The 22,854-nt window shown below is 70.7% G+C and carries 20 protein-coding genes; 9 read left to right on the top strand and 11 right to left on the bottom strand.

Annotated features, from left to right (window positions below):
* Positions 1–151: 151 nt before the first annotated feature.
* Both ABZ851_RS02820 and ABZ851_RS02815 read left to right on the top strand, forming a co-directional pair.
* Positions 152–1,006 (top strand): DUF4232 domain-containing protein, encoded by an 855-nt coding sequence (locus ABZ851_RS02820; protein WP_361121122.1) that lies wholly within the window; start codon positions 152–154, stop codon positions 1,004–1,006.
* Positions 1,007–1,338: 332 nt separating this feature from the next.
* Entirely contained in the window at positions 1,339–2,016 is a 678-nt protein-coding gene (locus tag ABZ851_RS02815) for a DUF4232 domain-containing protein (RefSeq protein ID WP_361121119.1), read from the top strand.
* A 69-nt stretch (positions 2,017–2,085) separates the two neighbouring features.
* Here the strand turns inward: ABZ851_RS02815 and ABZ851_RS02810 are convergent, their stop codons facing one another.
* Entirely contained in the window at positions 2,086–3,894 is a 1,809-nt protein-coding gene (locus ABZ851_RS02810; protein WP_361121116.1) for an NHL domain-containing thioredoxin family protein, read from the bottom strand.
* Positions 3,895–3,958: 64 nt separating this feature from the next.
* Between ABZ851_RS02810 and ABZ851_RS02805 the strand changes: the two genes are divergently transcribed.
* The gene (locus tag ABZ851_RS02805; protein ID WP_361121113.1) at positions 3,959–4,489 is read left to right on the top strand and encodes an LURP-one-related family protein; all 531 of its coding nucleotides are present in this window, start codon (positions 3,959–3,961) and stop codon (positions 4,487–4,489) included.
* 146 nt (positions 4,490–4,635) lie between these two features.
* Positions 4,636–5,460: a maleylpyruvate isomerase family mycothiol-dependent enzyme gene (locus tag ABZ851_RS02800; RefSeq protein WP_361121110.1), complete on the top strand. Its 825-nt coding sequence runs from the start codon at positions 4,636–4,638 to the stop codon at positions 5,458–5,460.
* A 155-nt stretch (positions 5,461–5,615) separates the two neighbouring features.
* Here the strand turns inward: ABZ851_RS02800 and ABZ851_RS02795 are convergent, their stop codons facing one another.
* The 3 genes from ABZ851_RS02795 to ABZ851_RS02785 form a co-directional block, all read right to left on the bottom strand.
* Positions 5,616–6,869 (bottom strand): MFS transporter, encoded by a 1,254-nt coding sequence (locus ABZ851_RS02795; protein WP_361121794.1) that lies wholly within the window; start codon positions 6,867–6,869, stop codon positions 5,616–5,618.
* Between the two features lie 98 nt (positions 6,870–6,967).
* Positions 6,968–7,651, bottom strand: coding sequence for a GntR family transcriptional regulator (locus ABZ851_RS02790; RefSeq protein ID WP_361121107.1), 684 nt, complete (start codon positions 7,649–7,651; stop codon positions 6,968–6,970).
* A 216-nt stretch (positions 7,652–7,867) separates the two neighbouring features.
* Positions 7,868–8,734 (bottom strand): GNAT family N-acetyltransferase, encoded by an 867-nt coding sequence (locus ABZ851_RS02785; RefSeq protein WP_361121104.1) that lies wholly within the window; start codon positions 8,732–8,734, stop codon positions 7,868–7,870.
* Between the two features lie 208 nt (positions 8,735–8,942).
* On the opposite strand from ABZ851_RS02785, the gene ABZ851_RS02780 reads away from it, so the two are divergent.
* The gene (locus ABZ851_RS02780) at positions 8,943–9,119 is read left to right on the top strand and encodes a hypothetical protein (protein ID WP_176956477.1); all 177 of its coding nucleotides are present in this window, start codon (positions 8,943–8,945) and stop codon (positions 9,117–9,119) included.
* Positions 9,120–9,315: 196 nt separating this feature from the next.
* Here the strand turns inward: ABZ851_RS02780 and ABZ851_RS02775 are convergent, their stop codons facing one another.
* From ABZ851_RS02775 to pdhA, 3 genes are read right to left on the bottom strand one after another with little or no spacing between them, the layout of a single operon-like run.
* On the bottom strand, positions 9,316–10,821 hold the full coding sequence (locus tag ABZ851_RS02775; protein WP_361121101.1) for a dihydrolipoamide acetyltransferase family protein: 1,506 nt from the start codon (positions 10,819–10,821) through the stop codon (positions 9,316–9,318).
* 23 nt (positions 10,822–10,844) lie between these two features.
* On the bottom strand, positions 10,845–11,828 hold the full coding sequence (locus ABZ851_RS02770; RefSeq protein WP_311623094.1) for an alpha-ketoacid dehydrogenase subunit beta: 984 nt from the start codon (positions 11,826–11,828) through the stop codon (positions 10,845–10,847).
* A 2-nt stretch (positions 11,829–11,830) separates the two neighbouring features.
* The gene (gene pdhA / locus ABZ851_RS02765; protein ID WP_336047458.1) at positions 11,831–13,048 is read right to left on the bottom strand and encodes a pyruvate dehydrogenase (acetyl-transferring) E1 component subunit alpha; all 1,218 of its coding nucleotides are present in this window, start codon (positions 13,046–13,048) and stop codon (positions 11,831–11,833) included.
* Positions 13,049–13,375: 327 nt separating this feature from the next.
* Between pdhA and ABZ851_RS02760 the strand changes: the two genes are divergently transcribed.
* The 3 genes from ABZ851_RS02760 (at position 13,376) to ABZ851_RS02750 (ending at position 15,659) form a co-directional block, all read left to right on the top strand.
* Complete coding sequence (locus tag ABZ851_RS02760) at positions 13,376–14,035, top strand: response regulator transcription factor (RefSeq protein WP_129295375.1); 660 nt, start codon at positions 13,376–13,378, stop codon at positions 14,033–14,035.
* A 111-nt stretch (positions 14,036–14,146) separates the two neighbouring features.
* Positions 14,147–14,563, top strand: coding sequence for a pyridoxamine 5'-phosphate oxidase family protein (locus ABZ851_RS02755; protein ID WP_361121096.1), 417 nt, complete (start codon positions 14,147–14,149; stop codon positions 14,561–14,563).
* 52 nt (positions 14,564–14,615) lie between these two features.
* Positions 14,616–15,659 (top strand): phosphotransferase, encoded by a 1,044-nt coding sequence (locus tag ABZ851_RS02750; RefSeq protein WP_361121093.1) that lies wholly within the window; start codon positions 14,616–14,618, stop codon positions 15,657–15,659.
* An 18-nt stretch (positions 15,660–15,677) separates the two neighbouring features.
* Here the strand turns inward: ABZ851_RS02750 and ABZ851_RS02745 are convergent, their stop codons facing one another.
* Positions 15,678–17,288: a protein kinase gene (locus tag ABZ851_RS02745; RefSeq protein WP_361121090.1), complete on the bottom strand. Its 1,611-nt coding sequence runs from the start codon at positions 17,286–17,288 to the stop codon at positions 15,678–15,680.
* Positions 17,289–17,601: 313 nt separating this feature from the next.
* Between ABZ851_RS02745 and ABZ851_RS02740 the strand changes: the two genes are divergently transcribed.
* Positions 17,602–19,305 carry a protein kinase gene (locus ABZ851_RS02740; protein WP_361121087.1) on the top strand — a complete coding sequence of 568 codons (1,704 nt, stop codon included), beginning with the start codon at positions 17,602–17,604 and terminating at the stop codon, positions 19,303–19,305.
* Positions 19,306–19,523: 218 nt separating this feature from the next.
* Here ABZ851_RS02740 and ABZ851_RS02735 read toward each other — a convergent pair whose 3' ends face one another.
* From ABZ851_RS02735 to ABZ851_RS02725, 3 genes are all read right to left on the bottom strand, one after another.
* Positions 19,524–20,081 carry a bacterial proteasome activator family protein gene (locus ABZ851_RS02735; RefSeq protein WP_361121084.1) on the bottom strand — a complete coding sequence of 186 codons (558 nt, stop codon included), beginning with the start codon at positions 20,079–20,081 and terminating at the stop codon, positions 19,524–19,526.
* A 209-nt stretch (positions 20,082–20,290) separates the two neighbouring features.
* Complete coding sequence (locus tag ABZ851_RS02730) at positions 20,291–21,226, bottom strand: hypothetical protein (RefSeq protein WP_361121081.1); 936 nt, start codon at positions 21,224–21,226, stop codon at positions 20,291–20,293.
* A gap of 154 nt (positions 21,227–21,380) precedes the next feature.
* On the bottom strand, positions 21,381–22,358 hold the full coding sequence (locus tag ABZ851_RS02725) for an NAD(P)H-quinone oxidoreductase (protein ID WP_361121079.1): 978 nt from the start codon (positions 22,356–22,358) through the stop codon (positions 21,381–21,383).
* Positions 22,359–22,854 lie beyond the last annotated feature (496 nt).

The raw sequence follows: 22,854 nt of genomic DNA, 5'->3' as shown, positions 1-22,854 counted from the left end.
CGGAATCGTCCGAACGCGGAAACGTTAGGCGCACGTTAGTGGCACGGCAGCGGCGGGCGGCAATCTGGTGTTCAGGCCGCAGGAGAGAGTCGGCCAGACCGCAGGACGTACCGCCGGGGCGGTGCGGACCACCGACCGGGGGAGACCGGACATGCCGCGCAGCCACGCCCGATCCGAAGCCGCCAGCGAGACCGGCACCCGGACCGTCACCGTTGCCTCTCGTGGTTCCCGTACCGTCCGCCGCCGTACGCTGCGGATCGCCGCGGCCGGGCTGACCGCCGCCGCCGCGCTCACCCTCACCGCCTGCGGCGGCCAGGACAACCCGCTCAAGACGAGCGCGGCCAAGCCGTTCAACCCGTCGCCCCAGGTCGCCGAGCCCCCGGCGGCGCAGGGCGGGGAGGCCGGGCAGGGCGGCACCCGGACCGACGGCGGGCAGAGCGAAGGCGGCCGGACGGAGCAGGTTCACGCGGAGCGCGGCGGCAACGGCACCGGAACGGATGCGGAGACGAACGCCACCGGGCCGGGCTCGCGCCGCGCGGCCACCTCCCCGAACGCCTCCGCCCGCGTCTCCGCCGTCCGGCACACCGCGTGCGACGCCGCGAAGATCCGGATCGTCGCCGAGCGGCTGACCCGGCCGGTCAACCACCTTCTGCTGAAGGCCACCAACACCTCCGGTGCCGTCTGCGACCTCTATTACTCCCCCTACCTGCGGTTCGACCAGGCGCAGTCCCCGCTCGCCGAACTGCCGGCCAGCAGGCCGCAGTCCGTGGTCACCCTCGCCCCCGGCGAGTCCGGCTACGCCGGCGTGCTGACCTCGTCCGCCGACGGCTCCGGCGGCAACGGCCGCACCGTGACCTCGCTGTCGGTCAGCCTCCCCGGCCGCGACGGCAAGGGCAGCATCGGCGGCTCGGCGACGGTGGCGCTCCCCGGCGGCTCGGTGCACCTCGACGACAGCGCGTGGGTGACGTACTGGCAGTCGGACGCGAACGACGCAGCCGCCTGGTGACCCCGGCCCGCTGAGCCGGGCCGCGCGACGCGACGCAACCGGCGAAGGCCCCCTGAACCAGGGCGCCCGCACTCCCCCAGCGGGCGCCCTGTCTGCTGCCCGGACGCTCTCCGGTGCCTGCCCCGGGGCGGCCCCGCGCCGCCCCGGGGCCGCTCTTCGTCCCCGGCCACGGGCCGGTCTCCGCTGCGTACGGACCATCTGCCCCGCTTTGCTGCCACATCGGCCACGGCCCCGGCGAACCCACCCTGGCGCATCCGCCGGCAATGGATATCGTGGCCGTGCCATGCCAGTCGCGCCTCGCTGATTGCAGCACTCCACGGGGGGAACCACCCATGACCGCACGCCGCTCCCGCAGCCGTTCCGCCGCGTACGCCGCACTGGCCCTCGGACTGGCCGGCTCCCTCGCCCTGACCGGCTGCAACAGCCACTCCTCGAAGAAGTCGAAGAAGTCCTCCTTCTCGTCTTCCAAGACGTCCAAGACGTCCAAGACGTCCAAGACCAAGAAGCGCAGGGTCATCGGCGGGAGTGCGGCCGCGGCCGGCGCAGCGGGGACGGCGTCCCGGCGGGTGCCCGACTGCTACCCCAGCACGTACAAGGTCACGTTCTCGCAGCAGACCGGCCCGAAGAGCCATGTGGCGGTGAAGTTCAAGAACTCCGCCAGCCGCGACTGCAAGCTCTACAACGCGCCGCTGCTGCGCTTCAACAACGCCAAGTCCCCGCTGCCCCTGCTGCAGGGCACGCCCGGCCACTTCGACGGCACCCGCATCACCGTGCCCGCCCACGGTTACGCCTACGCGGTCATCCCGACCAACACCGCAGCCACCAAGGGCACCGAGCAGAAGTCGGTGACCATCGACTTCATGGGCATCTCGGCGAGCTCGGTCACGCACGGTCCGGTCACCGTCAACTTCGCGGAGAAGCGCCTCCACGTCTCCGTCGGCAAGAGCAAGGTCACCAACTGGAGCTCCAGCCTTCACGGGGCACAGCTGGCGGGCGGCGTCGGGAACTGATCCGCCGACGCACCGGACTGACGGCCTGACGCCGTCCCGGGCCCGGCCGACGGACCCGGGACCCCGCTCCTACCCGGCGTCCAGGCCCGCCAGGACGAGCCCCAGCCGGGCCACCCCGCCCTCGGCGATCTCGACCGGGACGCCCCAGTCCTGCTGGTGCACATGGCAGGCGGGGTACTCGATGTCCGGGGCGTCGTCGCAGGACGCGGCCATCGCCGAGACATGCAGCACCCCCTCGGTCACCCCGTCCGCGAGCACCAGATCCCGCGCGAGGTCGGTGCCCGCGCCCGCACCGTTGGCGAGGAGTTCCGGCGGCGTCGCGCTGACCAGCAGCCGCGTCGAGGGGCCGTAACGGGTGTCGAGCTTCTGACCGGCCGGGGCCTGGAAGACCACCTCCAGCCGCAGCGCGCCCGGGGCGACCTCGGTGGCCGCGCGCTGGGTGCGGTGCGCCACCGAGGCGACGCGGATGGCCTCCTCGGGCAGCCGCAGCCGGGTCAGCCGGTGCCGCGCCGACTCCACCACCACGATGTCGTCGTCGACGAGCACCGCGGCCGACGGCTCGCGCAGATCCGTCGCCAGTGTCGTCACCTCGCCGGTCGCCGGATCGAAGCGGCGCAGTGCGTGGTTGTAGGTGTCCGCGATGGCGACCGAGCCGTCGGGCAGGGCGGTCACGCCCAGCGGGTGCTGGAGCAGCGCCTGGTCCGCGGCGCCGTCGCGGTGTCCGAAGTCGAAGAGGCCGGTGCCCACGGCCGTGCGGATGACATAGCCGTCCCCTGGTGCGGAGCGCTCCACCCAGCGGACCGCGCTGGTCTCCGAGTCCGCGATCCACAGCCGGTCGCCGGCCGCGGCGAGGCCGGACGGCTGGGCGAACCACGCCTCCGCTGCCGGGCCGTCCACCAGGCCCTCATTGGTCGTGCCGGCCGCGACCCCGACCGTGCCGGCGGCCGGGTCCCAGGTCCACAGCTGATGCACCCCGGCCATCGCGATCCACAGCCGGTCCTGCCACCAGGCAAGGTCCCACGGTGAGGAGAGATCCACTTCGCGCGCCGGCCCGGAGGTGGGCGAGCCCTGCCACCACTGCTTGCCGGTACCGGCCACGGTCTCCAGCGCACCGGAAGCCGGGTCGAAGACGCGGAGGGCATGGTTCACGGTGTCCGCGACGGCCACCCGGCCGTCGGGCAGCAGTGCCAGGCCCTGCGGTTCGTTGAAGGAGTCCGGCGTCAGACCGCGCTCGCCGGTGCCGATCCGCCGCAGCACCCGCTCACCGTCCGCGGCCAGCTCCACCAGCTGGTTCCGGGTGGTGTCCGAGACGAGGAAGCTGCCCCCCGGCAGCCGGACCGCCTTGCCGGGGAAGCGCAGATCGGTGGCGACCGGCTCCGGCGGTACGTAGGGGCCGTCACCGCGGCGCAGGGTGCCCTTCGCCGCGTGCTCGTCCTCCAGCTCCTCGACCAGCTTCTCGATGGCGTGCGCATGGCCCTCGCCGGCGTGCTGGGCGACGACATACCCCTCGGGGTCGATCACCACGAGCGTCGGCCAGGCCCGTACCGCGTACTGCTTCCACGTGGCGAGGTCCGGGTCGTCGAGGACCGGGTGCTCGACGCCGTAACGCTCCACGGCGTCCACGACCGCCTGGTGCTCGGCCTCGTGCACAAACTTCGGGGAGTGCACACCGATGATCACGACGGTGTCGCGGTGCCGCTCCTCCAGCTCCCGCAGCTCGTCCAGGACGTGCAGACAATTCACACAGCAAAAAGTCCAGAAATCCAGAACGACAATGCGTCCCCGCAGGTCAGAGAGGGTCAGATCCTTGTTACCGGTATTCAGCCAGCCACCCTTGCCGATCAGCTCGGGAGCGCGGACGCGTGCACGTGAAGCCATGTGCACATTCAACGTCACTCCGGTGCGTGCGCATTCCGCAGGTCCCCGCGGGAACACGTCAGCCATGCAGCAATCCCCCGGGGGGTCACCCCGGCACTCGGGCAAGTACCTGGTGCGCGACCGCATCTTCGGCATCGGCGACGACTACTGGATCGACGACGAGCACGGGCGGCACGCCTACCTCGTGGACGGGAAGGCGCTGCGGCTGCGGGAGACCTTCGAGCTGAAGGACACCGAGCGGCGGGTGCTGATCACCATCCGCAAGAAGATGCTCAGCCTGCGCGACACCATGACCATCGAGCGGGATGAGCAGCCGCTGGCCACGATCAAACGCAAGCGGCTCTCGCTGCTGCGCAACCACTACCGCGTGGCGCTGGTGGACGGCACCGAGCTGGATGTCAGCGGAAAGATCCTGGACCGGGAGTTCGCGATCGAGTACGAGGGCGAACTGCTGGCGGAGATCTCGCGGCGCTGGCTGACCGTGCGCGACACCTATGCCGTCAATGTCGTACGGGACGACGCGGATCCGCCGCTGCTGATCGCCGTCGCGGTGTGTGTGATCCGGCTGGCGGAGCGGGAGCGCGGAGACGACTGAGGAGCGGGCTTCCCGGCCGTACGGCCCTCTGCGGCTTGGCGACATCGGCCTACGATGGTCACCCGAAAGCACTGCCGGGGTGCCCGTGCGCAGCGTAACTTAACTGCACAGACAGCAGCCCGCGTACGAACCGTCCGAGGGGTCCCGTGACCGTCCATCCCAGCCTTCAATCCTCCATCGATGCCTGGACTCACTCCATAGAAGCGATAACCGAGCTGGTCACTCCGCTCGTCGAAGGCGAGTGGAACGGGGCGACGGGCCTGCCAGGATGGTCCGTTCGCGATGTGGTCTCCCATGTCATCGGCCTGGAATGCGAAATGCTGGGTGACCCGCGGCCGATCCATACGCTGCCGCGCGATCTCTACCACGTACGCAGCGAGTCGGCGCGACGCATGGAGGTGCAGGTCGACGTCCGCCGGCACCACACCGCGCCGGAGATGCTGAGCGAGCTGGAATACACCGTCATCCGCCGCTCACGGCAGCTGCGCAACGAGTCCCGGCAGCCGGACGCGGTGGTGCGCAGCCCGCTCGGTGAGGACCGTACGCTGGAATTCGTGCTGCAGCAGCGGGCGTTCGACGTCTGGGTCCATGAGCAGGACCTCCGCCGAACCCTCAAGAAGCCCGGCAATCTCGACTCCCCCGGCGCGCATGTGACCCGCGATCTGCTGGTGAAGGCGCTGCCCGGCATCGTGGCCAAGAGGGCCCAGGCGCCCGCCGCTTCGGCGGTGGTCTTCGATGTCAGCGGGCCGCTGGAATTCCTGCGCACGGTCCGCCTCGACGCCGAGGGCAATGCCACGATCGACGGCAGTGTCTCGCTCGGCCCGACCGTGACGCTCGCCCTGGACTGGGACACCTTCCACCAGCTGGCCTGCGGCCGGGTCCGCCCGGCGGCCGTGGCCGAACAGATCAAGATCGACGGCGATGAGGAGCTGGCCCGGGCGATCCTGGGCAACTTCGCCATCACGCCGTAGCGGGGCGGGGCCGGTGGGGGGGACCCCACTCGATGCCATGCCCTGACCGTCGGCCGGCCACGCGCAGTTGGCCCCGGAGTGAGCCGTTTCACGTGAAACAGCCCTGTCCGTTTCACGTGAAACGGACCGGCCGCCGACCGACCGGCCTGCAGGCCTCATGCGGGCACGTGAACCGCTTCCACCCGGCTGACCACCAGCCGTTCGCGCTCGCGCCGCGCCGCGCGCCGCCGCAGCCGCAGGATCTGGGAGACCCCGGTCGCCTCCAGGACGAAGATCGAGGCAAAGGCGATCCGGTAGTTGTCGCCGGTCGCGTCCAGCAGGACGCCGATGGCGAGCAGCGTCGTCATCGAGGCCGTGAAGCCGCCCATGTTGACGATGCCGGAGGCCGTGCCCTGACGCTCCGGCGGGTTGGCGGGCCGCGCGAAATCGAAGCCGATCATCGAGGCGGGGCCGCAGGCGCCCATCACCGCACAGAGCACGATCAGCAGCCCCATCGGTGCATGGTCGGCCGGCCAGCACAGGACCGTCGCCCACATCAGAGCCGTGGCGCCGGCCGTGCCCAGTGCCAGTGGCATGCGGGCGGCGTGATGGCGGGCGATGACCTGGCCGTAGATCAGGCCCACCGCCATGTTGGAGAGCACCACGAGGGTGAGCAGTTCACCGGCGGTGCCACGCGACAAGCCCTGCGCCTCGACGAGGAACGGCAGCCCCCAGAGCAGCAGGAACACCATGGCGGGGAACTGGGTGGTGAAGTGCACCCACATGCCCAGCCGGGTGCCGGGCTCCCGCCAGGCATCCATGATCTGGCGGCGCACGAACCCCGTGCCGGTGTGCTCGGCGGATACGGGCGGCGGCTCGAAGCCCTTGGGGTGGTCCGAGAGGAAGAGCAGCAGCACGATCAGCACGACGATGCCGCCGACTGCGCTGGAGGCGAAGGTCGGGGTCCAGCCGAAGCTGTGCAGGAATCGGGCGAGGATGAGGGTGGAGATCAGATTGCCCGCCATCCCCACGAGCGCGGCGATCTGGGCGATCATCGGGCCGCGACGGGCCGGGAACCACCGCGAGCCCAGCCGCAGCACGCTGATGAAGGTCATCGCGTCCCCGCAGCCGAGCAGCGCACGGGAGCCGAGCGCCATGGCGTACGACGAGGAGAGCGCAAAGCCGAACTGGCCGACGGTGTAGAGCACCACGCCGAGGGTCAGCACCTTCTTGGCGCCGAGCCGGTCGACCATCAGACCCACGGGAATCTGCATCCCCGCGTACACCAGCAGCTGAAGGATGGAGAACGTCGACAGCGCCGAGGCGTTGATGTGGAAGCGCTCGGCGGCGTCCAGGCCCGCCACGCCGAGGCTGGTGCGGTAGGTGATCGCGACGAAGTAGACCGCGACACCGATGCCCCAGACGGCCATGGCCTTACGGCCGCCGGGCGGGTCGGCGGGCAGCAGCCGGGCGGAGCCCCCGCCTATACCGGAGCTGCCGGAGCGGCCGGCACTTTCGGAACCTCCGCTCATCGCACGTCCCCCTGCGCGAGGTGACGGACCCAGCTGACGTGCCGCTGCACGGCGTCGGTCGCGGCGTCCGCATCCCCGGCGCGCAGGGCCTCGAGGATCTCCGCATGCTCGCTGATGTTCTTGGCGATCCGGTCGGGGTGGGCATGCATCACGGCGACGCCCATCCGCAACTGGCGGTCGCGCAGCTGCTCGTAGAGCCGGTCCAGGATCTGATTGCCGGCGCTGCGCACGATGGCGGCGTGGAAGGCGCGGTCGGTGACGGAGACGGCGGCCAGATCACCGGACGCGGCCTGCTCCCGCATCGTCTCCAGCAGCTCGGTCAGCTCGCCGGCCAGCGCCTCGCTCACGGGCACCGCCTTGGCCGCGGCGTGCTTCTCCACCAGCAGCCGGGTCTCGACGACATCGGCGATCTCCTGCGCGGAGACCGGCAGCACCAGGGCGCCCTTCTTCGGGTAGAGCTTGATCAGCCCCTCGACCTCCAGCCGCAGCAGCGCCTCCCGCACCGGCGTCCGCGACACCCCCACCGCGTCGGCCAGTTCCCCCTCGGTGAGCAGCATCCCGCCCTCGTAGCGGCGGTCCAGGACGGCGTCCTTGATGTGCGCATAGACGCGCTCGGCGGCGGGCGGCTGCTTGGCGGCGGACTCTCCGGCAGGAGCGGTGGGCGTGGAGGCGGAGGGCATGCACACAGGATAGATACAACAGGTATGCGTCCGGAACTTCATTCCGCGATGCGGACAGGAGCGGGGTGGGGTGAGGTGGCGTGGGGGAGGGGAGGCGGGGCCAGGGGTCCTGGTGGGGCACTGCCGGAGTCGCGGCCGCCGCGGAGGGGCGGCCGGGCGGCGGGCCCCCGGCCCCGGCCGCCCCGGCCCGACCTCCGCCCCCCGGCCGCCGCGCCCTCAGCCCGGCATCCGCCCCTGGGCGATCAGCCGGTTCACCACCTGCGAATGGGCGGGGGCACAGCGCTCACGCGCCTCCTGGCGGTCGAACCAGGCGAACTCGGCGATCTCCCGGCCGGGGACCGGTGTGATGTCCTGGGGCCCGCCGGTGAAGCAGGTCATCCGCAGCCGGCGCCCGTTCTTGCCGTGAGCCACGTCATGGATGACGAACGCCTCCGAAAGGTCTTCCACCGGCACCACCAGGCCGAGCTCTTCGCTGAGCTCACGCGACAAGGCCTCCCGCGCGGTCTCCCCGGGCTCGTACTTGCCACCGGGGAGATAGAACGTGTCATTCCCCCGCGTCCGTACGCTCAGCAGCCGCCCGTCGCGCACATGCAGCCAGCCCACCGACTTCAGCGGCGCGGCCCGGTCCAGGGCGATCACTGGATGGCCGGTCTCCTCGTCCGTCCGCCGCCCCCGCTCCGTGAAGCCCTGACGCGCGAAGAAGCGCCGGGCCGTGTCGTTCCCCTCGAAGACCTCCAGGGCCAGCGCACCGTGCAGCGATGCCGCATGCTCCAGCAACTCCCGCCCGATGCCGCCCCCTTGGGCTTCCGGCGCCACAACGAGCCCGCCGACACCGGCCCCTGCCCCTGCATCTGCCCCTGCCCCGCCGGGCAGCAGTCCGAGCAGCCCGACGACGCTGCCCTCACGCTCGGCTACCCAGTTCTCCGTCCGGACGAGGTCGACCTCACGGAGGATCCGGGCCCCGTCGCCCCGGTCCTCCCCGTCGAGAAAGGGATGCGCCTTCTGCACGGCCCGGGACCACAGATCGGTGACCACGTCCTGGTCGGATGCCCGGTAGCGCCGGATGATCATTTCGCTGCTCATTTCGCCGACCGTAGGCAGCCCGGCCGACGGCCGCAAACCCTTTCCCGCAACAGGCCCGCCCTCTGCCGAAAGGGGTACCGGAGAGCGATGCCGGGTCCGCCTCAGGTCTGACAAGAGTCCATACCTGCCGCGTACGGTCCGGCACGGATTCCGTGGGTGAATAGAGGCAGGGAGCCGGGGAGGCTCCCACACCCAAGGGGAGTTGACCATGCAGCCCAGGACGAACGCCGGCCGCCGTACGCGGAACACCGTCGTGCTGGCATTGATCGTCGCCGGCCTGTGGGCGAGCTTCGCACTGACCCGCGGCGCCACCCACCCGGATGAGTCGGCCCCGGTTGGACCGGTGGCTCACTTCAGCCGCGCCGTGGAGCTCATCCGCGGCTGACCGGCATGGATGCGCTGCGGCGCGCGCCGAGGATGTCTCTCTGCTCCGGCCTGCCGGTAGCCGCACACGCGCTGCCGTACGGCCGGAGCGGGGGCGCGGGGCGGGCGAGCAGATGCTCGTCCACGGGGCCGGGGCGGTCCCGAGACGGAGTTTCACGTGAAACACCGCTCCGAACCGCCCGGTCCCGCACCCCGGCTCAGCCCCAGGTGATCAGGCGCTTGGGCCGTTCCAGCACGGCCGCGACATCCGCGAGCAGCTTGGAGCCCAACTCACCGTCGATGAGCCGGTGGTCGAAGGACAGCGCGAGGGTGGTGACCTGGCGCGCCTTCACCTTGCCCTTGTGGACCCACGGCTGGAGCTTGACCGCTCCGAAGGCGAGGATCGCCGACTCCCCCGGGTTGAGGATCGGCGTCCCGGTGTCGACGCCGAAGACGCCGACGTTGGTGATGGTGACCGTACCGCCGGTCATCGCCGCCGGGGACGTCTTGCCCTCGCGGGCGGTGGCGACCAGGTCGCCCAGTTCCGCAGCGAGTTGGGGGAGTGTCTTGACCCCGGCGTCCTTGATGTTCGGGACGATCAGACCGCGCGGGGTGGCCGCCGCGATCCCGAGGTTCACGTAGTCCTTGTAGACGATCTCCTGACGCGCCTCGTCCCAGGCGGCGTTGACCTCCGGATGACGCTTGATGGCGACGAGGAAGGCCCTGGCGACGAGCAGCAGCGGGTTGACCCGCAGCCCCGCCATGTCCGGGTCCTGCTTGAGCTCCTGGACCAGCTTCATCGTGCGGGTCACATCGACGGTGATGAACTCCGTGACATGCGGCGCGGTGAAGGCGCTGGTGACCATGGCCTGCGCGGTGGCTTTGCGTACGCCCTTGACCGGTACCCGCCGTTCCCGGGCGGCGGCATCGACGAGACCGGGCTCGGCCGGGGCGGCCACCGGGGCGCCGGAAACCGGCCCGGGAACCTCCGTCGTGGACGGCGCAGCTGCCGGGGTGGCGGCCGCATGGACGTCCTCGCGGGTGATGACGCCGTCCGGGCCGGTCGGGACGATCGTCGCCAGGTCGATACCGAGGTCCTTGGCGAGCTTGCGCACCGGCGGCTTGGCCAGCGGCCGGCCGACGGGCCCCGCACCCGCGCCGTTGGCGGCCGGAGTCACCGGAGCGGCGGCCGGGGAGATGGCGGGAGCAGCGGGAGCGGCCACCGGGGCGGCGGATGCGGCCCGTCCGTTCAGCTCCGCCTGGAGCGCGGCACGCGCGGGCTCCGGCTGGGCCGGCACCCCTGCCTGGGGCTTGCGCGCCCGGCGCTTGGTCGAGGACGGCGCGGCACCGTAGCCGACCAGCACCGCCTGCCGGCCCTGAGGCTCGGCCTCCTCCTCGGTGGACGCGGCGGCCTGCGGCGCCTGCTGCGCGGCCGGTGCCGCGACCGGTCCGGCGCCGGGGTCGGTGTCCACGGAGATGATGACGGTGCCGACGTCGACGGTGACGCCCTCGCCGAAGTTCAGCTCATGCACCACTCCGTCGTAGGGAATGGGCAGTTCCACGGCGGCCTTGGCGGTCTCGACCTCACAGACGACCTGGCCATCGGTGACGGTGTCACCCGGCTGGACGTACCACTTGAGGATTTCGGCCTCGGTGAGGCCCTCGCCCACGTCGGGCATCTTGAACTCGCGGAAGCGCTGGGCTCGGGCGGTACTTGCAGTCATGGTTACGAACTCTCCTCAAACCCTCAGTACGCCAACGCACGGTCGACGGCGTCGAGCACCCGGTCCAGTCCCGGAAGGTACTCGTCCTCCAGACGGGAGGGCGGATACGGGGAATGGAACCCGCCGACCCGCAGGACGGGGGCCTCCAAGTGGTAGAAACACCGCTCGGTGATCCGGGCGGCGATCTCCGCACCCGCACCGAAGAAGACCGGGGCCTCGTGGACCACGACCAGCCGTCCCGTCTTCTGCACCGACGACTGCACGGTGTCGAAGTCGATCGGGGAGAGCGAGCGCAGGTCGACGATCTCGATCGACTTGCCCTCCTCGGCCGCGACGTTGGCGACGTCCTGGCAGACCTTCACCATCGGGCCGTAGGCGGCCAGCGTGAGGTCGGAACCGGTCCGGGTGACCCGGGCCTTGTGCAGGGGGTCGGGGATCGACTCGGTGTCCAGGCGCGACTTGTCGTGGTAGCGGCGCTTGGGTTCGAAGTAGATGACCGGGTCGTCACCCGCGATGGCCTGCTGGAGCATCCAGTAGGCATCGGAGGAGTTCGAGGGAGAGACGATCTTGAGCCCCGCGACGTGCGCGAACAGCGCCTCGGGGGACTCGGAGTGGTGCTCGACCGCGCCGATGCCGCCCGCGTACGGGATGCGGATGACGACCGGCACCTTGACCTTGCCCAGCGCGCGGGCGTGCATCTTCGCGAGCTGGGTGACGATCTGGTCGTAGGCGGGAAAGACGAAGCCGTCGAACTGGATCTCGACGACCGGGCGGTAGCCGCGCAGCGCCATGCCGATCGCGGTGCCGACGATGCCGGACTCGGCGAGCGGGGTGTCGATCACCCGCTCCTCGCCGAAGTCCTTCTGCAGACCGTCGGTGACCCGGAAGACGCCGCCGAGCTTGCCGACGTCCTCGCCCATGACGAGGACCTTGGGGTCCGCCTCCATGGAGGCACGCAGCGATTCGTTGATCGCCTTGGCAATGGTGATCTTCTCGAAGACGGTCATGGTCAGTTCTCCTCCGCGGCGGCATCGGCATCGACGAACGACGCCTGGTACGCGGCGAACTGCGCGCGCTCCTCATCGACGAGCGCGTGCCCGTCGGCATAGACATTCTCGAAGATCGCCATGGTGTCCGGGTCGGGCATGGCACGCACGGCATCGCGGACCCGCTTGCCCAAGGCCTCGCTCTCCTCGTCGATCGAGGCGAGGTACGCCTCGTCGACCAGGCCCTCGGCCTCCAGATACGTCCGCAGCCGCAGGATCGGGTCCTTGGCCTCCCAGGCCGCCCGCTCCTCGTCCTCCCGGTACTTCGTCGGGTCGTCGGAGGTGGTGTGCGCACCCATGCGGTAGGTGAAGGCCTCGACGAGCATCGGGCCCTGGCCGGTACGCGCGCGCTCCAGCGCCACCTTGGTCACCGCGAGACAGGCCAGTACGTCATTGCCGTCGACCCGTACGCCGGGGAATCCGTAACCGCGGGCGCGCTGGTAGAGCGGCACTCGGGTCTGCTTCTCGGTGGGTTCGGAAATCGCCCATTGGTTGTTCTGGCAGAAGAACACGACCGGGGCGTTGTAGACCGCGGAGAAGGTGAAGGATTCCGCGACATCTCCCTGGCTGGAGGCACCGTCACCGAAATACGCGATCACCGCGGAATCCGTGCCGTCCTTCTGCACACCCATCGCATAGCCGGTCGCATGCAGCGTCTGCGAACCGATGACAATGGTGTACAGGTGGAAGTTGTTGCTGTTGGGGTCCCAGCCGCCGTGATTGACACCGCGGAACATGCCCAGCAGATTCGTCGGGTCGACGCCGCGGCACCACGCCACACCGTGCTCGCGGTAGGTCGGGAAGACATAGTCGTCGTCGCGCAGCGCCCGGCCGGAGCCGATCTGGGCGGCCTCCTGGCCCAGCAGCGAGGCCCACAGACCCAGTTCGCCCTGGCGCTGGAGGGTGGTCGCCTCGGCGTCGAACTTCCGCGTGAGCACCATGTCGCGGTAGAGCCCGCGCAGCTCGTCGGCGGAGAGATCGATCGAGTAATCCGGGTGCTCGACCCGCTTCCCTTCGGGGGTCAGCAGCTGTACGAGCTGGTCCTGCTCCGCCTGCTCGGGCCGACCGGAGTTCCGGTTCTTGGCCGGGGACGCCTTCTTCGCCGACGTCGCCTTTTTGGCGGTGGTGCGCTTGCTGCTGCCGCGGGCGTTTTTCCGCTGCGCAGTGCCTTCCACGGTCACGTGCTGCTCCTCCGTCTGTCCGGCCCCCGGGGTCCGCCGGTGGCCGTATTGCGGCTCACCCGGTATCCGATACGGCGCACGGGGTGTGTGCGAACGCGGCCGGCTCCGGGTGGAACAAAGCTCCCGGAAGGTGGCCTGCTCATTGCACGTTACCCATTGTCAAAGCCGAAGTGGAAACGGCGCTGACCTGCGATTTTGCTTGGATTTCCAAGTAAACCGCGGAGGCTTGGAACAACTCCTGGTCACAGCGTTGCAGGCCGCCGGGACAACGGCACGTTATATCGCTGACCTGGAGCACGGGAAGGGTTGATGTGTGAGACTGGTGTGGTGCGCGAAGACGGAAAAATCACGGTATTCCTGCTCGATGACCACGAAGTTGTCCGGCGTGGCGTTCACGAAATGCTGTCGGTCGAGGACGACATCGAGGTGGTCGGCGAAGCGGGAACCGCCGCAGATGCCCTGGTCAGGATCCCGGCGACGCGTCCGGACGTGGCGGTGCTCGATGTCCGGCTGCCGGACGGGAGCGGTGTCGAGGTCTGCCGTGAGATCCGTTCGCAGGACGAGGACATCAAATGCCTGATGCTGACCTCGTTCGCGGATGACGAGGCCCTTTTCGATGCGATTCTGGCCGGTGCGGCCGGTTATGTCCTCAAGGCCATCCGGGGCAACGAACTGCTCTCCGCGGTGCGCGAGGTGGCGGCCGGGAAGTCCCTCCTCGATCCCGTGGCCACCGCCCGGGTGCTGGAGCGGCTGCGCGACGGCAATACCGCGAAGGGCGACGACCGGCTGGCGAGCCTCACCGACCAGGAACGCAGGATTCTCGACCTGATCGGCGAGGGGCTGACCAATCGCGCCATCGGTGAACGACTCCATCTCGCCGAAAAAACGATCAAGAATTACGTCTCCAGCCTGCTGTCCAAGCTCGGCATGGAGCGCCGCTCGCAGGCCGCCGCGTACGTCGCACGACGGCAGGCGGAGCGCCACTGAAACAGCCGGGCGCCGTCTGCCCGGCTCATGGCGATTCAGGACCATCGACCCGGTCCGCCGGGGGCTGCCGGCCCCTACGTGCCGACCGGAACCACCCGGCAAGGTGGTGACATGCCCACCGACAACTACCGTGCCATCGACCTGCTGAGCCGCACGCCCTACGGGCGCGTCTCCGCCAGTCGGCGGGCGCTGCCCTTCACCACCGTCACCCGTCACCTCGTCCTCGACGGACGGCTGGTCCTGCGGCTGCACCGCGGCTACGGCTACCACCATGCCCTGGACGGCAGCGTGGTCGCCTACGAGGCCGACAACGTCAACAGCGGCGAGCCCGACACATGGTCGGTGCAGTTCACCGGCACCGCCCGGGTCATCGAGCCCACCCCCGCCGTGCGCGCGCTCTTCGGCCGCACTCCGCTGCTCGCCGACGGCGTCCCCTTCGACCCGGTCTTCCTGCGCATCGAGCCGGAGTTCGTGACCATGCACTGCCTCACCGATGTACCCGTCTTCCGCTATGCGCACTCTGCGTAAGGCTTTCCGGCACACCCACTCCGACACGCGCAGTTGATCTAACATCTGGCGCGTGCTGCGCTCATCTGTAGTCCGGACGGCGGCAACGCCCGACAAAGACACCCTCGGATCCCTGCTCCGCCACTACGCCGGCGCCGGTGCGCCGCTGTCGTGCGAACCCGTCGCCGAGGGCCTGCTCAACCACGGCTACTTCCTCGCCACCACCCGCGGCCGCTACTTCCTCAAACACCACCTCGACGGCGACCGCGCGGCCCTCACCCGCCAGCACCGCGCCACCCGCCGGCTCGCCGCGCTCGGCCTGCCGGTCGTCCCGCCCGTCGCGGACGACGACGGCCACACCGTCACCGTCCTCGACGGCCGCTGCTACGCCCTGCACCCCTGGGTCGAAGGGGGGCACCTGGGCGGCACCGCACTGACCCACGGCCAGTCCTGGCAGCTCGGCGCCCTGCTCGGGCTCGTCCACACCACGCTGGAGCAGGTCATGGCCGACGAGCCGCATCCGCCCCGGCCGCCCTGCGCGGACGCCGGCGCCGACCCCGAGCGGACCTTCGAGACGATCGAGGAACTGCTGGCCCTGGCCCGCGGCGCCCGGCCGCGCACCAGCTTCGACGAACTCGCCGAACACCGTCTGCTGGAGCGCCGGGCCCTGCTGGCGCAGCTGGCGCACCACCGCCCGGCCCCCGGCGCGGAGCCGCCGGCCGGCTGGGTGCACGGGGACTTCCATCCGCTGAATGTGCTCTACCGCGACGCGGAGCCGACCGCGATCGTCGACTGGGACCGGCTGGGCGTCCACCCCCGGGCCGAGGAGGCGGTGCGCGCCGCCGCGATCTTCTTCGTCCGCCCGTGCGGCACGCTGGACCTGGCGAAGGTGGCGGCGTACGCGAGCGCCTACCGCAGGACTTGTCAGGCCGGCGCCGATGAGCTCGCGGCGGCCGTCCACCGGGTGTGGTGGGAGCGGCTGAACGACTTCTGGATGCTGACCTGGCGCTACCAGCTGGGCGACCGTCGCACCGATCCACAGTTCCCGGCGGCGGCCGCACTGGCCGTGTGGTGGACCCGCGAATACCGGGCCGTACGGAACGCCTTCACCGGCTGAACCGGGAAGGGCGCCGGTTCAGCCGGTGCCACCGAGCGTGGCTCCGGGGCCGCCGTCCGAACCGGCGGTGGCGCCGCCGTCCGCGCCGGTGCTCGCCCCGCCGTCGGCGGTGCCGCCGTCCGCGGCGCCCCCGTCAGCGGTGCCGTCCGTGGGGCCACCGTCGGACGTCCCGCCGGTGTCGCTGGGCGGCGCGGACGTCGGCGGCTCCGATGTCGGGGGCTGTGACGTGGGCGGCTGTGAGGTCTCCGGCGTGCTGGGCTGCGAGGGCGGCGGCTCGCTGTACGTGCTGTCGTCCTCACCCGTGTTGCCGGGGTCGGTCTCCGTGGGGCTCGGCTCCTCCGAAGGCTCCTCGCTCGACTTGTCGTCCTTCGTCGGCTTCGGCGACTGCGACGTGGGGGTGTCGTGCTTCTTGCCCTGACCACCGGTGTTCTGCATCGCGAAGGCCACACCCATGGCGATGGCGATCACCGCGAGCGCGGCGATCAGCCAGACCTTGCCGCGGCCGCCCTTGGCCGGCCGGGGCCCGCCGTCGAAGCCGCCGTCGTCGGCCCGCATACCGGGCGTGAGGATCGGCTGCGCCGTGGTCTGCCCGGCGTCGGGGTGCGGCAGCGCGGTGGTGGCCGCGGCCCCCAGGGACGAGGTGTGGCCGCCCTCGTGCACCGCGACCGGGCCGGTGCTCCAGGTGCCGGTGTGACCGCCCTGCTCGTGCAGCATCTGCAGCGAGTACTGGACCAGGCCGCGCATCTCCTCGGCGGACTGGAAGCGGTCGTCGGGGTCCTTCGCCAGCGACCGCATGACCAGGCCGTCCAGCTCCGGGGGCACCGCGTCGGCAACCTCGGAGGGCGCCACCGGCATGTCCTGGACGTGCTGGTAGACGACCGACAGCGGGGTCTCGCCGGTGAACGGCGGCCGCAGGGTGAGGAGTTCGTAGAGCAGGCAGCCGGTGGCGTACAGGTCGGAGCGGGTGTCGACGGTCTTGCCGAGCGCCTGCTCCGGGGAGAGGTACTGAGGGGTGCCCATGACCATGCCGGTCTGGGTCATGGTGGAGGCGGCGCCGTGCAGGGCACGGGCGATACCGAAGTCCATGACCTTGACGGCGCCGGTGTTCGTGATGATCACGTTCGCGGGCTTGATGTCACGGTGCACGATGCCGTGCTGGTGGCTGTAGGCCAGCGCCTCCAGCACACCGGAGACGATGATCAGCGCCTGGTCCGCCGGCGGGGCGTCGGCGTTGAGCAGCAGATCGCGGATGGTGTGGCCCTCGACCAGCTCCATCACGATGTACGGCACGGTGTTGCCGCCGACCAGGTCCTCGCCGGAGTCGTAGACCGCCACCACCGCGTGGTGGTTCAGCCCGGCCACGGACTGTGCCTCACGCGTGAAGCGGGCCTTGGAGACCGGGTCCTCGGCGAGGTCCGCGCGCAGCAGCTTCACGGCGACGGTCCGGCCGAGACGTACGTCCTCGGCCGCGAACACCTCCGCCATTCCGCCGCGGCCGAGCCGTCGCGTGAGCCGGTAGCGGCCATCGCCGACCAGCCCGCCGTTGCCCCACATCTCCGGTGCGTCGGGGATATTGGAGCCGGTGGCGTCAGGATCGGACGGGCCCTGGGGGCTCTGCGTCGGTGCCATCGGTCCTCGCCGTCGAATCAATCCGCATGAGAGCGGTAAGGTCATCGGTCTTCGCTAGAGCACGCTACAGGCTCCGCGGCACTCGCCGGTCCGTCGCGGACCGGCCATCAAACCTCCCGCGCGTCACTTGCCGCAAGCTCACCTGGGGTAATGAGGCACGGAACCGTCTTCTGACCGCGACGGGATCTTGCACATCTGGTCACGGAACGGGCACACGGCTTGACGTGTCCGAGGCCTGGGGCAGACTTGGCTGCGGAATTCCAGATTTTGATCGCTATACATGTGCGTATAGCGCCTAGGGGGAAGCGGAACGATGAGCCAGGACGGCGCTCAGGGCCAATTCGAGGGCCGTGCGGTCGGCGGGGGACGTTACCAGCTTCGTGATCTTCTGGGCGCCGGTGGCATGGCCTCCGTGCACCTCGCTTACGACAGCGTGCTGGACCGCGAGGTCGCGATCAAGACGCTGCACACCGAGCTCGGCCGCGAGCAGGCCTTCCGTGAGCGCTTCCGGCGTGAGGCCCAGTCTGTGGCGAAACTCACGCACACCAATATCGTCTCGGTCTACGACTCGGGCGAGGACGAGCTCGACGGCGGCATGGTGCCGTACATCGTCATGGAGTACGTCGCGGGCCAGCCGCTGCGCTCCGATCTGGACAACGACATCGCCCAGCATGGCGCGATGCCGACGGAAAAGGCCCTGAAGATCACGGCCGATGTGCTGGCCGCGCTCGAGGTCAGCCATGAAATGAGCCTGGTCCACCGGGACATCAAGCCCGGCAACGTCATGCTGAACAAGCGTGGCGTGGTCAAGGTCATGGACTTCGGCATCGCCCGCGCCATGCAGTCCGGCGTGACGTCCATGACCCAGACCGGCATGGTCGTCGGCACTCCGCAGTACCTGTCGCCCGAGCAGGCCCTCGGCCGGGCCGTGGACGCCCGCTCCGACCTCTACTCCGTCGGCATCATGCTCTTCGAGCTGCTGACCGGTCAGCTGCCGTTCGACGCGGACTCCCCGCTCGCCATCGCCTACGCCCACGTCCAGGAAGAGCCCCCGGTCCCGTCGAGCATCAACAGCTCGCTGCCGCCGGCCGTGGACGCGCTGGTGGCCCGCGCGCTGAAGAAGAATCCCAACGAGCGGTTCCCCACCTCCGAGGCGATGCGGGACGAGTGCCTGCGGATCGTCGGCTCCGGGCAGTCCGGTGCCACACCACTGATCATCGGCGAGGGCCCGCGGGCGCGCACCAGCGGCGCTTCGGTCTCCTCCGCGGTGTTCCCCACCGCCTCCGGCAACCCGCAGACCCCGGCGCCGCCGAGCGTGCAGCAGCCGTATCAGCCGACGCAGGCGGCCGGGTTCGGCCCGTCGACGCCGGCGCCGCCGAACAACACCTACCCGACGCCCCCGCCGCCGAACAGCGGCTACTCGACGCCCGCGCCGGGGCCCGTTCCGGGGCCGGCCCCCTTCAACTCGGGTGGCTTCCAGCCGCCGCCGTACAGCCCGCCGCCCGTGACGGCCTCGATGCCGCCGGCCGGTGGCCCCGCCCGGCGCAAGAACAACACCGCGGTGGTCGTCATCTCGGCGATAGTCGGCGTGATCGTGGTCACCGCGCTCGCGATCGGCATCGGTCTGAGCGCCGGCTCCAGCGAGAACAACGGCGGTGGCGTCAGCCCGTCCTCGGCCTACTCCGGCGACACCGACATCGAGACGGCCTCGCCGGCTCAGAACGTCAAGCCGGAGGACAAGTCGGCGACGATCCTGATGTCCGAGTGCACCAACCCGAGCAAGAGCTTCAGCGAGAAGGGCAAGATCCTCGTCCCCTCGTTCCGCTTCAAGAACCTGGGCTCGGTGAAGAAGTGCATCGAGGCAGCGGGCTGGAAGTACAAGATCGTCGCGCACGAGGACAGCGCGCTCTGGGGCAAGAACACCGTCACCAGTCAGACGCCTGCCGCCTTCACCTACTGGCTCCCGAGCAAGACCGAGCCCATCGAACTGACCGTCTCGACCGGCCGCAGCGGCTGACGGCGGTCGCCGACGGCGACGGCGACGGCCCGCCAGGGCCGCCCGTGGACAGCAAAGGGGCCGGCACGCGCACAGCGTGCCGGCCCCTTCCGTCTGTATCCGCTTCTGTCTGTTCCGTGCGTGGTGCGCCGGCTCCGGCGTAACAGTTCGTGGGACAGCGTGAGAGGTGCAAGCCCGAGTGAGGAGAAGTACGGGCCGGGTGAGAAGTACGGACCGGGTTAGAGGTACGGGCCCGAGCGGGCGCCGCCCTGGCCGGGCTTGACCTCTTCGCCGTCCATCGGAACGGCTCCGGGCGGCAGCGCGCGGCGCATCGACTCCAGCTGGGCACGGGCGGCCATCTGCTGGGCGAACAGTGCGGTCTGAATGCCGTGGAAAAGGCCCTCCAGCCAGCCCACCAGCTGAGCCTGGGCGATCCGCAGCTCCGCATCCGTCGGCACCGATTCATCGGTGAACGGCAGCGACAGCCGCTCCAGCTCCTCGACCAGCTCGGGCGCCAGCCCGTCCTCCAGCTCCTTGACCGAGCTGGCATGGATCTCCTTGAGCCGGACCCGGCTCGCCTCGTCCAGAGGCGCGGACTTCACCTCCTCCAGCAACTGCTTGATCATGCTGCCGATGCGCATGACCTTCGCAGGCTGTTCAACCATGTCCGTCACGGGGGTCTCACGGGGCTCGTCGCCCTCGCCCCCGCCACCGGAGCTGCCGAGTGCCATGCCGTCCGGGCCGACCACCAGGACGTGCGGATTTTCCTGCGACCGTTCATTCATCGGCATATCCATGCCGCCATTCTCTCGTACGAGGGGTCATGAGGGGTGGTGCCCCTGAGAGAAGGTGATCCACCCTTCCGGGCGGACTCGGCTGCCGCGGTTTCACGTGAAACAACGGATTCCCACCGTTTCACGTGAAACCGCCGACAACGCCACGGACAAGACAGCCCCCAGGACCGCCGGCAGGACCGTCGGCAGGTTCCGCCGGCAAGCGGCCGGCCTCAGCTCCGGCGCAGCCGAAGGGCGAAGAAAGCCAGCCCCAGGCCCGTGAGAGCGAGGCCGGCGCCCAGCGGAAGGACCCGCTCGACCGGTGCGCCCGGGGGTTCCATGGCGTAAGGGCTCGCCGTTGCGGCCGCTTCGCCGTCCGCGCTTTCCCGTACCGAGCGCGCCTCCTCCGGGGCGGAAGGGGTCGGAAGCGGCGGCAACGCCTCGTAGGGACGCCGGGTGAACCGGTCGGCGACATCGAAACGATGCGAGGACGACAGCCGTGCCGGGGAGCTCTCTGCCGCATGGGACGCGGACGGCGCGGGCCTGGGGTGCTTCGACGCCGGGGGGCGCGGAGCGGGGCGGCGGTGCGCACGGTCGGCGTCCGGAGCGTTCGCCCCGGCGGTCGGCCCGTGATGACCCGCCCCCGGGAAGCCCGCGCCGCCGTAGTCAGGTCCCGGGAAGGGGTACGACGGACCGTCCAGCCCGACGAAGCCAGGGCTGAACGGGTGATGCGGGCGGTGGTGCCACCGTCCGGGCAGATGAGGACCACCGAAGTGGCGGTGCGACGGCCGGTGCGGGAAGCGCGGAAAGGCGTCCGGGGTCCCGGGGAAGCGAGGCGACAGCTCCGGGAGGCGCGCCGGTGCCCCGTGACGGCCGGGGTGACCGTGGTGGCCCCGGCCCACTCCGTCATCGCGGCCACCGAACGGACGACGGTCGGCCGCGAAGTCGTCGGGCCCGTAGTCGTCGAACCCGTACTCATCGGGTCCGGTCTCGTCCTGCGCATAGTCGTCGGGCTGATCGCCCGGGCGGGCGAGGTGCGGGAGGTGGTCGACCGGTGTGACCCGCCGGTCCGCGGCCGCAGCCGAGGTGGCTCCTATCGGAACGGGCAGGACGACGGCGGCCACCAACAGACCGGTGGCAATGCGCGAACGGAAACCTGGAGCGACCACAGTGCCCCTCCCGTGCCGAGCCGTCGGGTGACCTCCTCAGAGTCACATGTGATGAGATTCACGGCATCTCGGACATATCGGGCGGGTTACCCGACAGGACGCGGGAGGGGCGGGCCCGGGCGGCGCGGGTGACGGGAGGGGCGGCCGGGCCGGCTCAGAGCGTCAGCACGACCTTGCCGACATGCGCACTGTCCTCCACGATGCGGTGCGCCTCGGCGGCCTCGGGCATCGGGAGCGTACGGTCCACGATCGGCCGCACCTGTCCGTTGCCGACCAGCGGCCAGACATGCTCCCGGACGGCGGCGACGATGGCCGCCTTCTCGTTCAGCGGGCGGGCCCGCAGCCCGGCGCCGGTGATCGCGGCGCGCTTCGCCATCAGGGCGGCGAGATTCAGCTCCGCCTTCACCCCGCCCTGCAGCCCGATGACGGCCAACCGCCCGCTGACCGCCAGCGCCTTGATGTTCCGTTGCAGATACTTCGCACCGATGATGTCGAGGATGACGTCCGCGCCCCTGCCGTCGGTGGCCTTGCGGATCTCCTGGACGAAGTCCTGCTCGCGGTAGTCGATGAGGATGTCCGCGCCCAACTCGGCGCAGCGGGCCAGCTTCTCGGGGCCGCCGGCGGTGACCGCGACCCGCGCACCGACCGCCTTGGCGAGCTGGATCGCCATGGTGCCGATGCCGCTGGCACCACCGTGGACCAGCAGCGTCTCGCCGGGCCGCAGATGCGCGATCATGAAGACGTTCGACCAGACCGTGCAGGTCACCTCGGGCAGCGCGGCGGCCGAGACCAGATCCAGGCCGTTCGGCACGGGCAGGACCTGCCCGCCCGGGACGGCGACCTTCTCCGCGTATCCGCCGCCCGCCAGCAGCGCGCACACCTCGTCCCCGACGGCCCAGCCGTGCACACCGGGACCGAGCCCGATGATCCGCCCCGCGCACTCCAGCCCCGGATACGGGGAGGATCCCGGCGGCGGGTCGTAGAAGCCCTGGCGCTGGAGCAGGTCGGCGCGGTTCACGGCACTGGCCACGACCTCGATCAGGACCTCGCCCTCGGCGGGCTGCGGATCGGGCACCTCCGCCCAGACAAGTGCTTCGGGTCCACCGGGCTCCGGGATAGTGATCGCTCGCATGGCGCGAGGCTACTCGTCGTCCGCGCACAGGGCGACGGTGCGGGGGCCCACAACTACCGCCGGGTCGGCCACCGGCCCCCGGATGACGTGCGGTTATTCCTCCGTCCGGCGCACGGGGGCAGCCCCGGGCCGAGGCAGCGGGCGGCTCGGGGCGCGGTGCCGGGCCGGTCCGGGACGGGGGCGCCGGGGGGCCGGCCGGGCCCGGCGGGGCGGTACCGGGCCCCGGCGAGCGGCCCTTGGGGCACGGCGGGGTGCCGGGCCACGGCCGTCTGCTCTCCGGTACGACTTGCCACTCCACCGGGTGAGCGCCCCGGCATCACCCCACCACCGCCCCGCCACCGGCGATATCAACGCTCCGTGATCACCACCACAGCTCACCCCAGCTCGCACCCCGGCCGGGGGGGGGGGCGGCAGCCCCCCCCCCCCCCCCCCCCCCCCCCCCCCCCCCCCCGGGGGGCCGGAACAAACAGACGGGGGGCCAACTGTAGAAAACACA

Origin of the sequence: Streptomyces sp. NPDC047049 (genome assembly GCF_040643995.1) — a bacterium.
GTDB lineage: Bacteria > Actinomycetota > Actinomycetes > Streptomycetales > Streptomycetaceae > Streptomyces > Streptomyces mooreae.
This window is presented reverse-complemented; position numbering and strand designations above follow the sequence as displayed.

Excerpts from the sequence above, each read along its gene's own strand:
- ABZ851_RS02820 (WP_361121122.1), top strand. The coding sequence starts at position 152 with ATGCCGCGCAGCCACGCCCGATCCGAAGCCGCCAGCGAGACCGGCACC.
- ABZ851_RS02815 (WP_361121119.1), top strand. The coding sequence starts at position 1,339 with ATGACCGCACGCCGCTCCCGCAGCCGTTCCGCCGCGTACGCCGCACTG.
- ABZ851_RS02810 (WP_361121116.1), bottom strand. The coding sequence starts at position 3,894 with ATGGCTTCACGTGCACGCGTCCGCGCTCCCGAGCTGATCGGCAAGGGT.
- ABZ851_RS02805 (WP_361121113.1), top strand. The coding sequence starts at position 3,959 with ATGCAGCAATCCCCCGGGGGGTCACCCCGGCACTCGGGCAAGTACCTG.
- ABZ851_RS02795 (WP_361121794.1), bottom strand. The coding sequence starts at position 6,869 with ATGGCCGTCTGGGGCATCGGTGTCGCGGTCTACTTCGTCGCGATCACC.
- ABZ851_RS02790 (WP_361121107.1), bottom strand. The coding sequence starts at position 7,651 with ATGCCCTCCGCCTCCACGCCCACCGCTCCTGCCGGAGAGTCCGCCGCC.
- ABZ851_RS02785 (WP_361121104.1), bottom strand. The coding sequence starts at position 8,734 with ATGAGCAGCGAAATGATCATCCGGCGCTACCGGGCATCCGACCAGGAC.
- ABZ851_RS02780 (WP_176956477.1), top strand. The coding sequence starts at position 8,943 with ATGCAGCCCAGGACGAACGCCGGCCGCCGTACGCGGAACACCGTCGTG.
- ABZ851_RS02775 (WP_361121101.1), bottom strand. The coding sequence starts at position 10,821 with ATGACTGCAAGTACCGCCCGAGCCCAGCGCTTCCGCGAGTTCAAGATG.
- ABZ851_RS02770 (WP_311623094.1), bottom strand. The coding sequence starts at position 11,828 with ATGACCGTCTTCGAGAAGATCACCATTGCCAAGGCGATCAACGAATCG.
- ABZ851_RS02755 (WP_361121096.1), top strand. The coding sequence starts at position 14,147 with ATGCCCACCGACAACTACCGTGCCATCGACCTGCTGAGCCGCACGCCC.
- ABZ851_RS02745 (WP_361121090.1), bottom strand. The coding sequence starts at position 17,288 with ATGGCACCGACGCAGAGCCCCCAGGGCCCGTCCGATCCTGACGCCACC.
- ABZ851_RS02740 (WP_361121087.1), top strand. The coding sequence starts at position 17,602 with ATGAGCCAGGACGGCGCTCAGGGCCAATTCGAGGGCCGTGCGGTCGGC.
- ABZ851_RS02735 (WP_361121084.1), bottom strand. The coding sequence starts at position 20,081 with ATGGATATGCCGATGAATGAACGGTCGCAGGAAAATCCGCACGTCCTG.
- ABZ851_RS02725 (WP_361121079.1), bottom strand. The coding sequence starts at position 22,358 with ATGCGAGCGATCACTATCCCGGAGCCCGGTGGACCCGAAGCACTTGTC.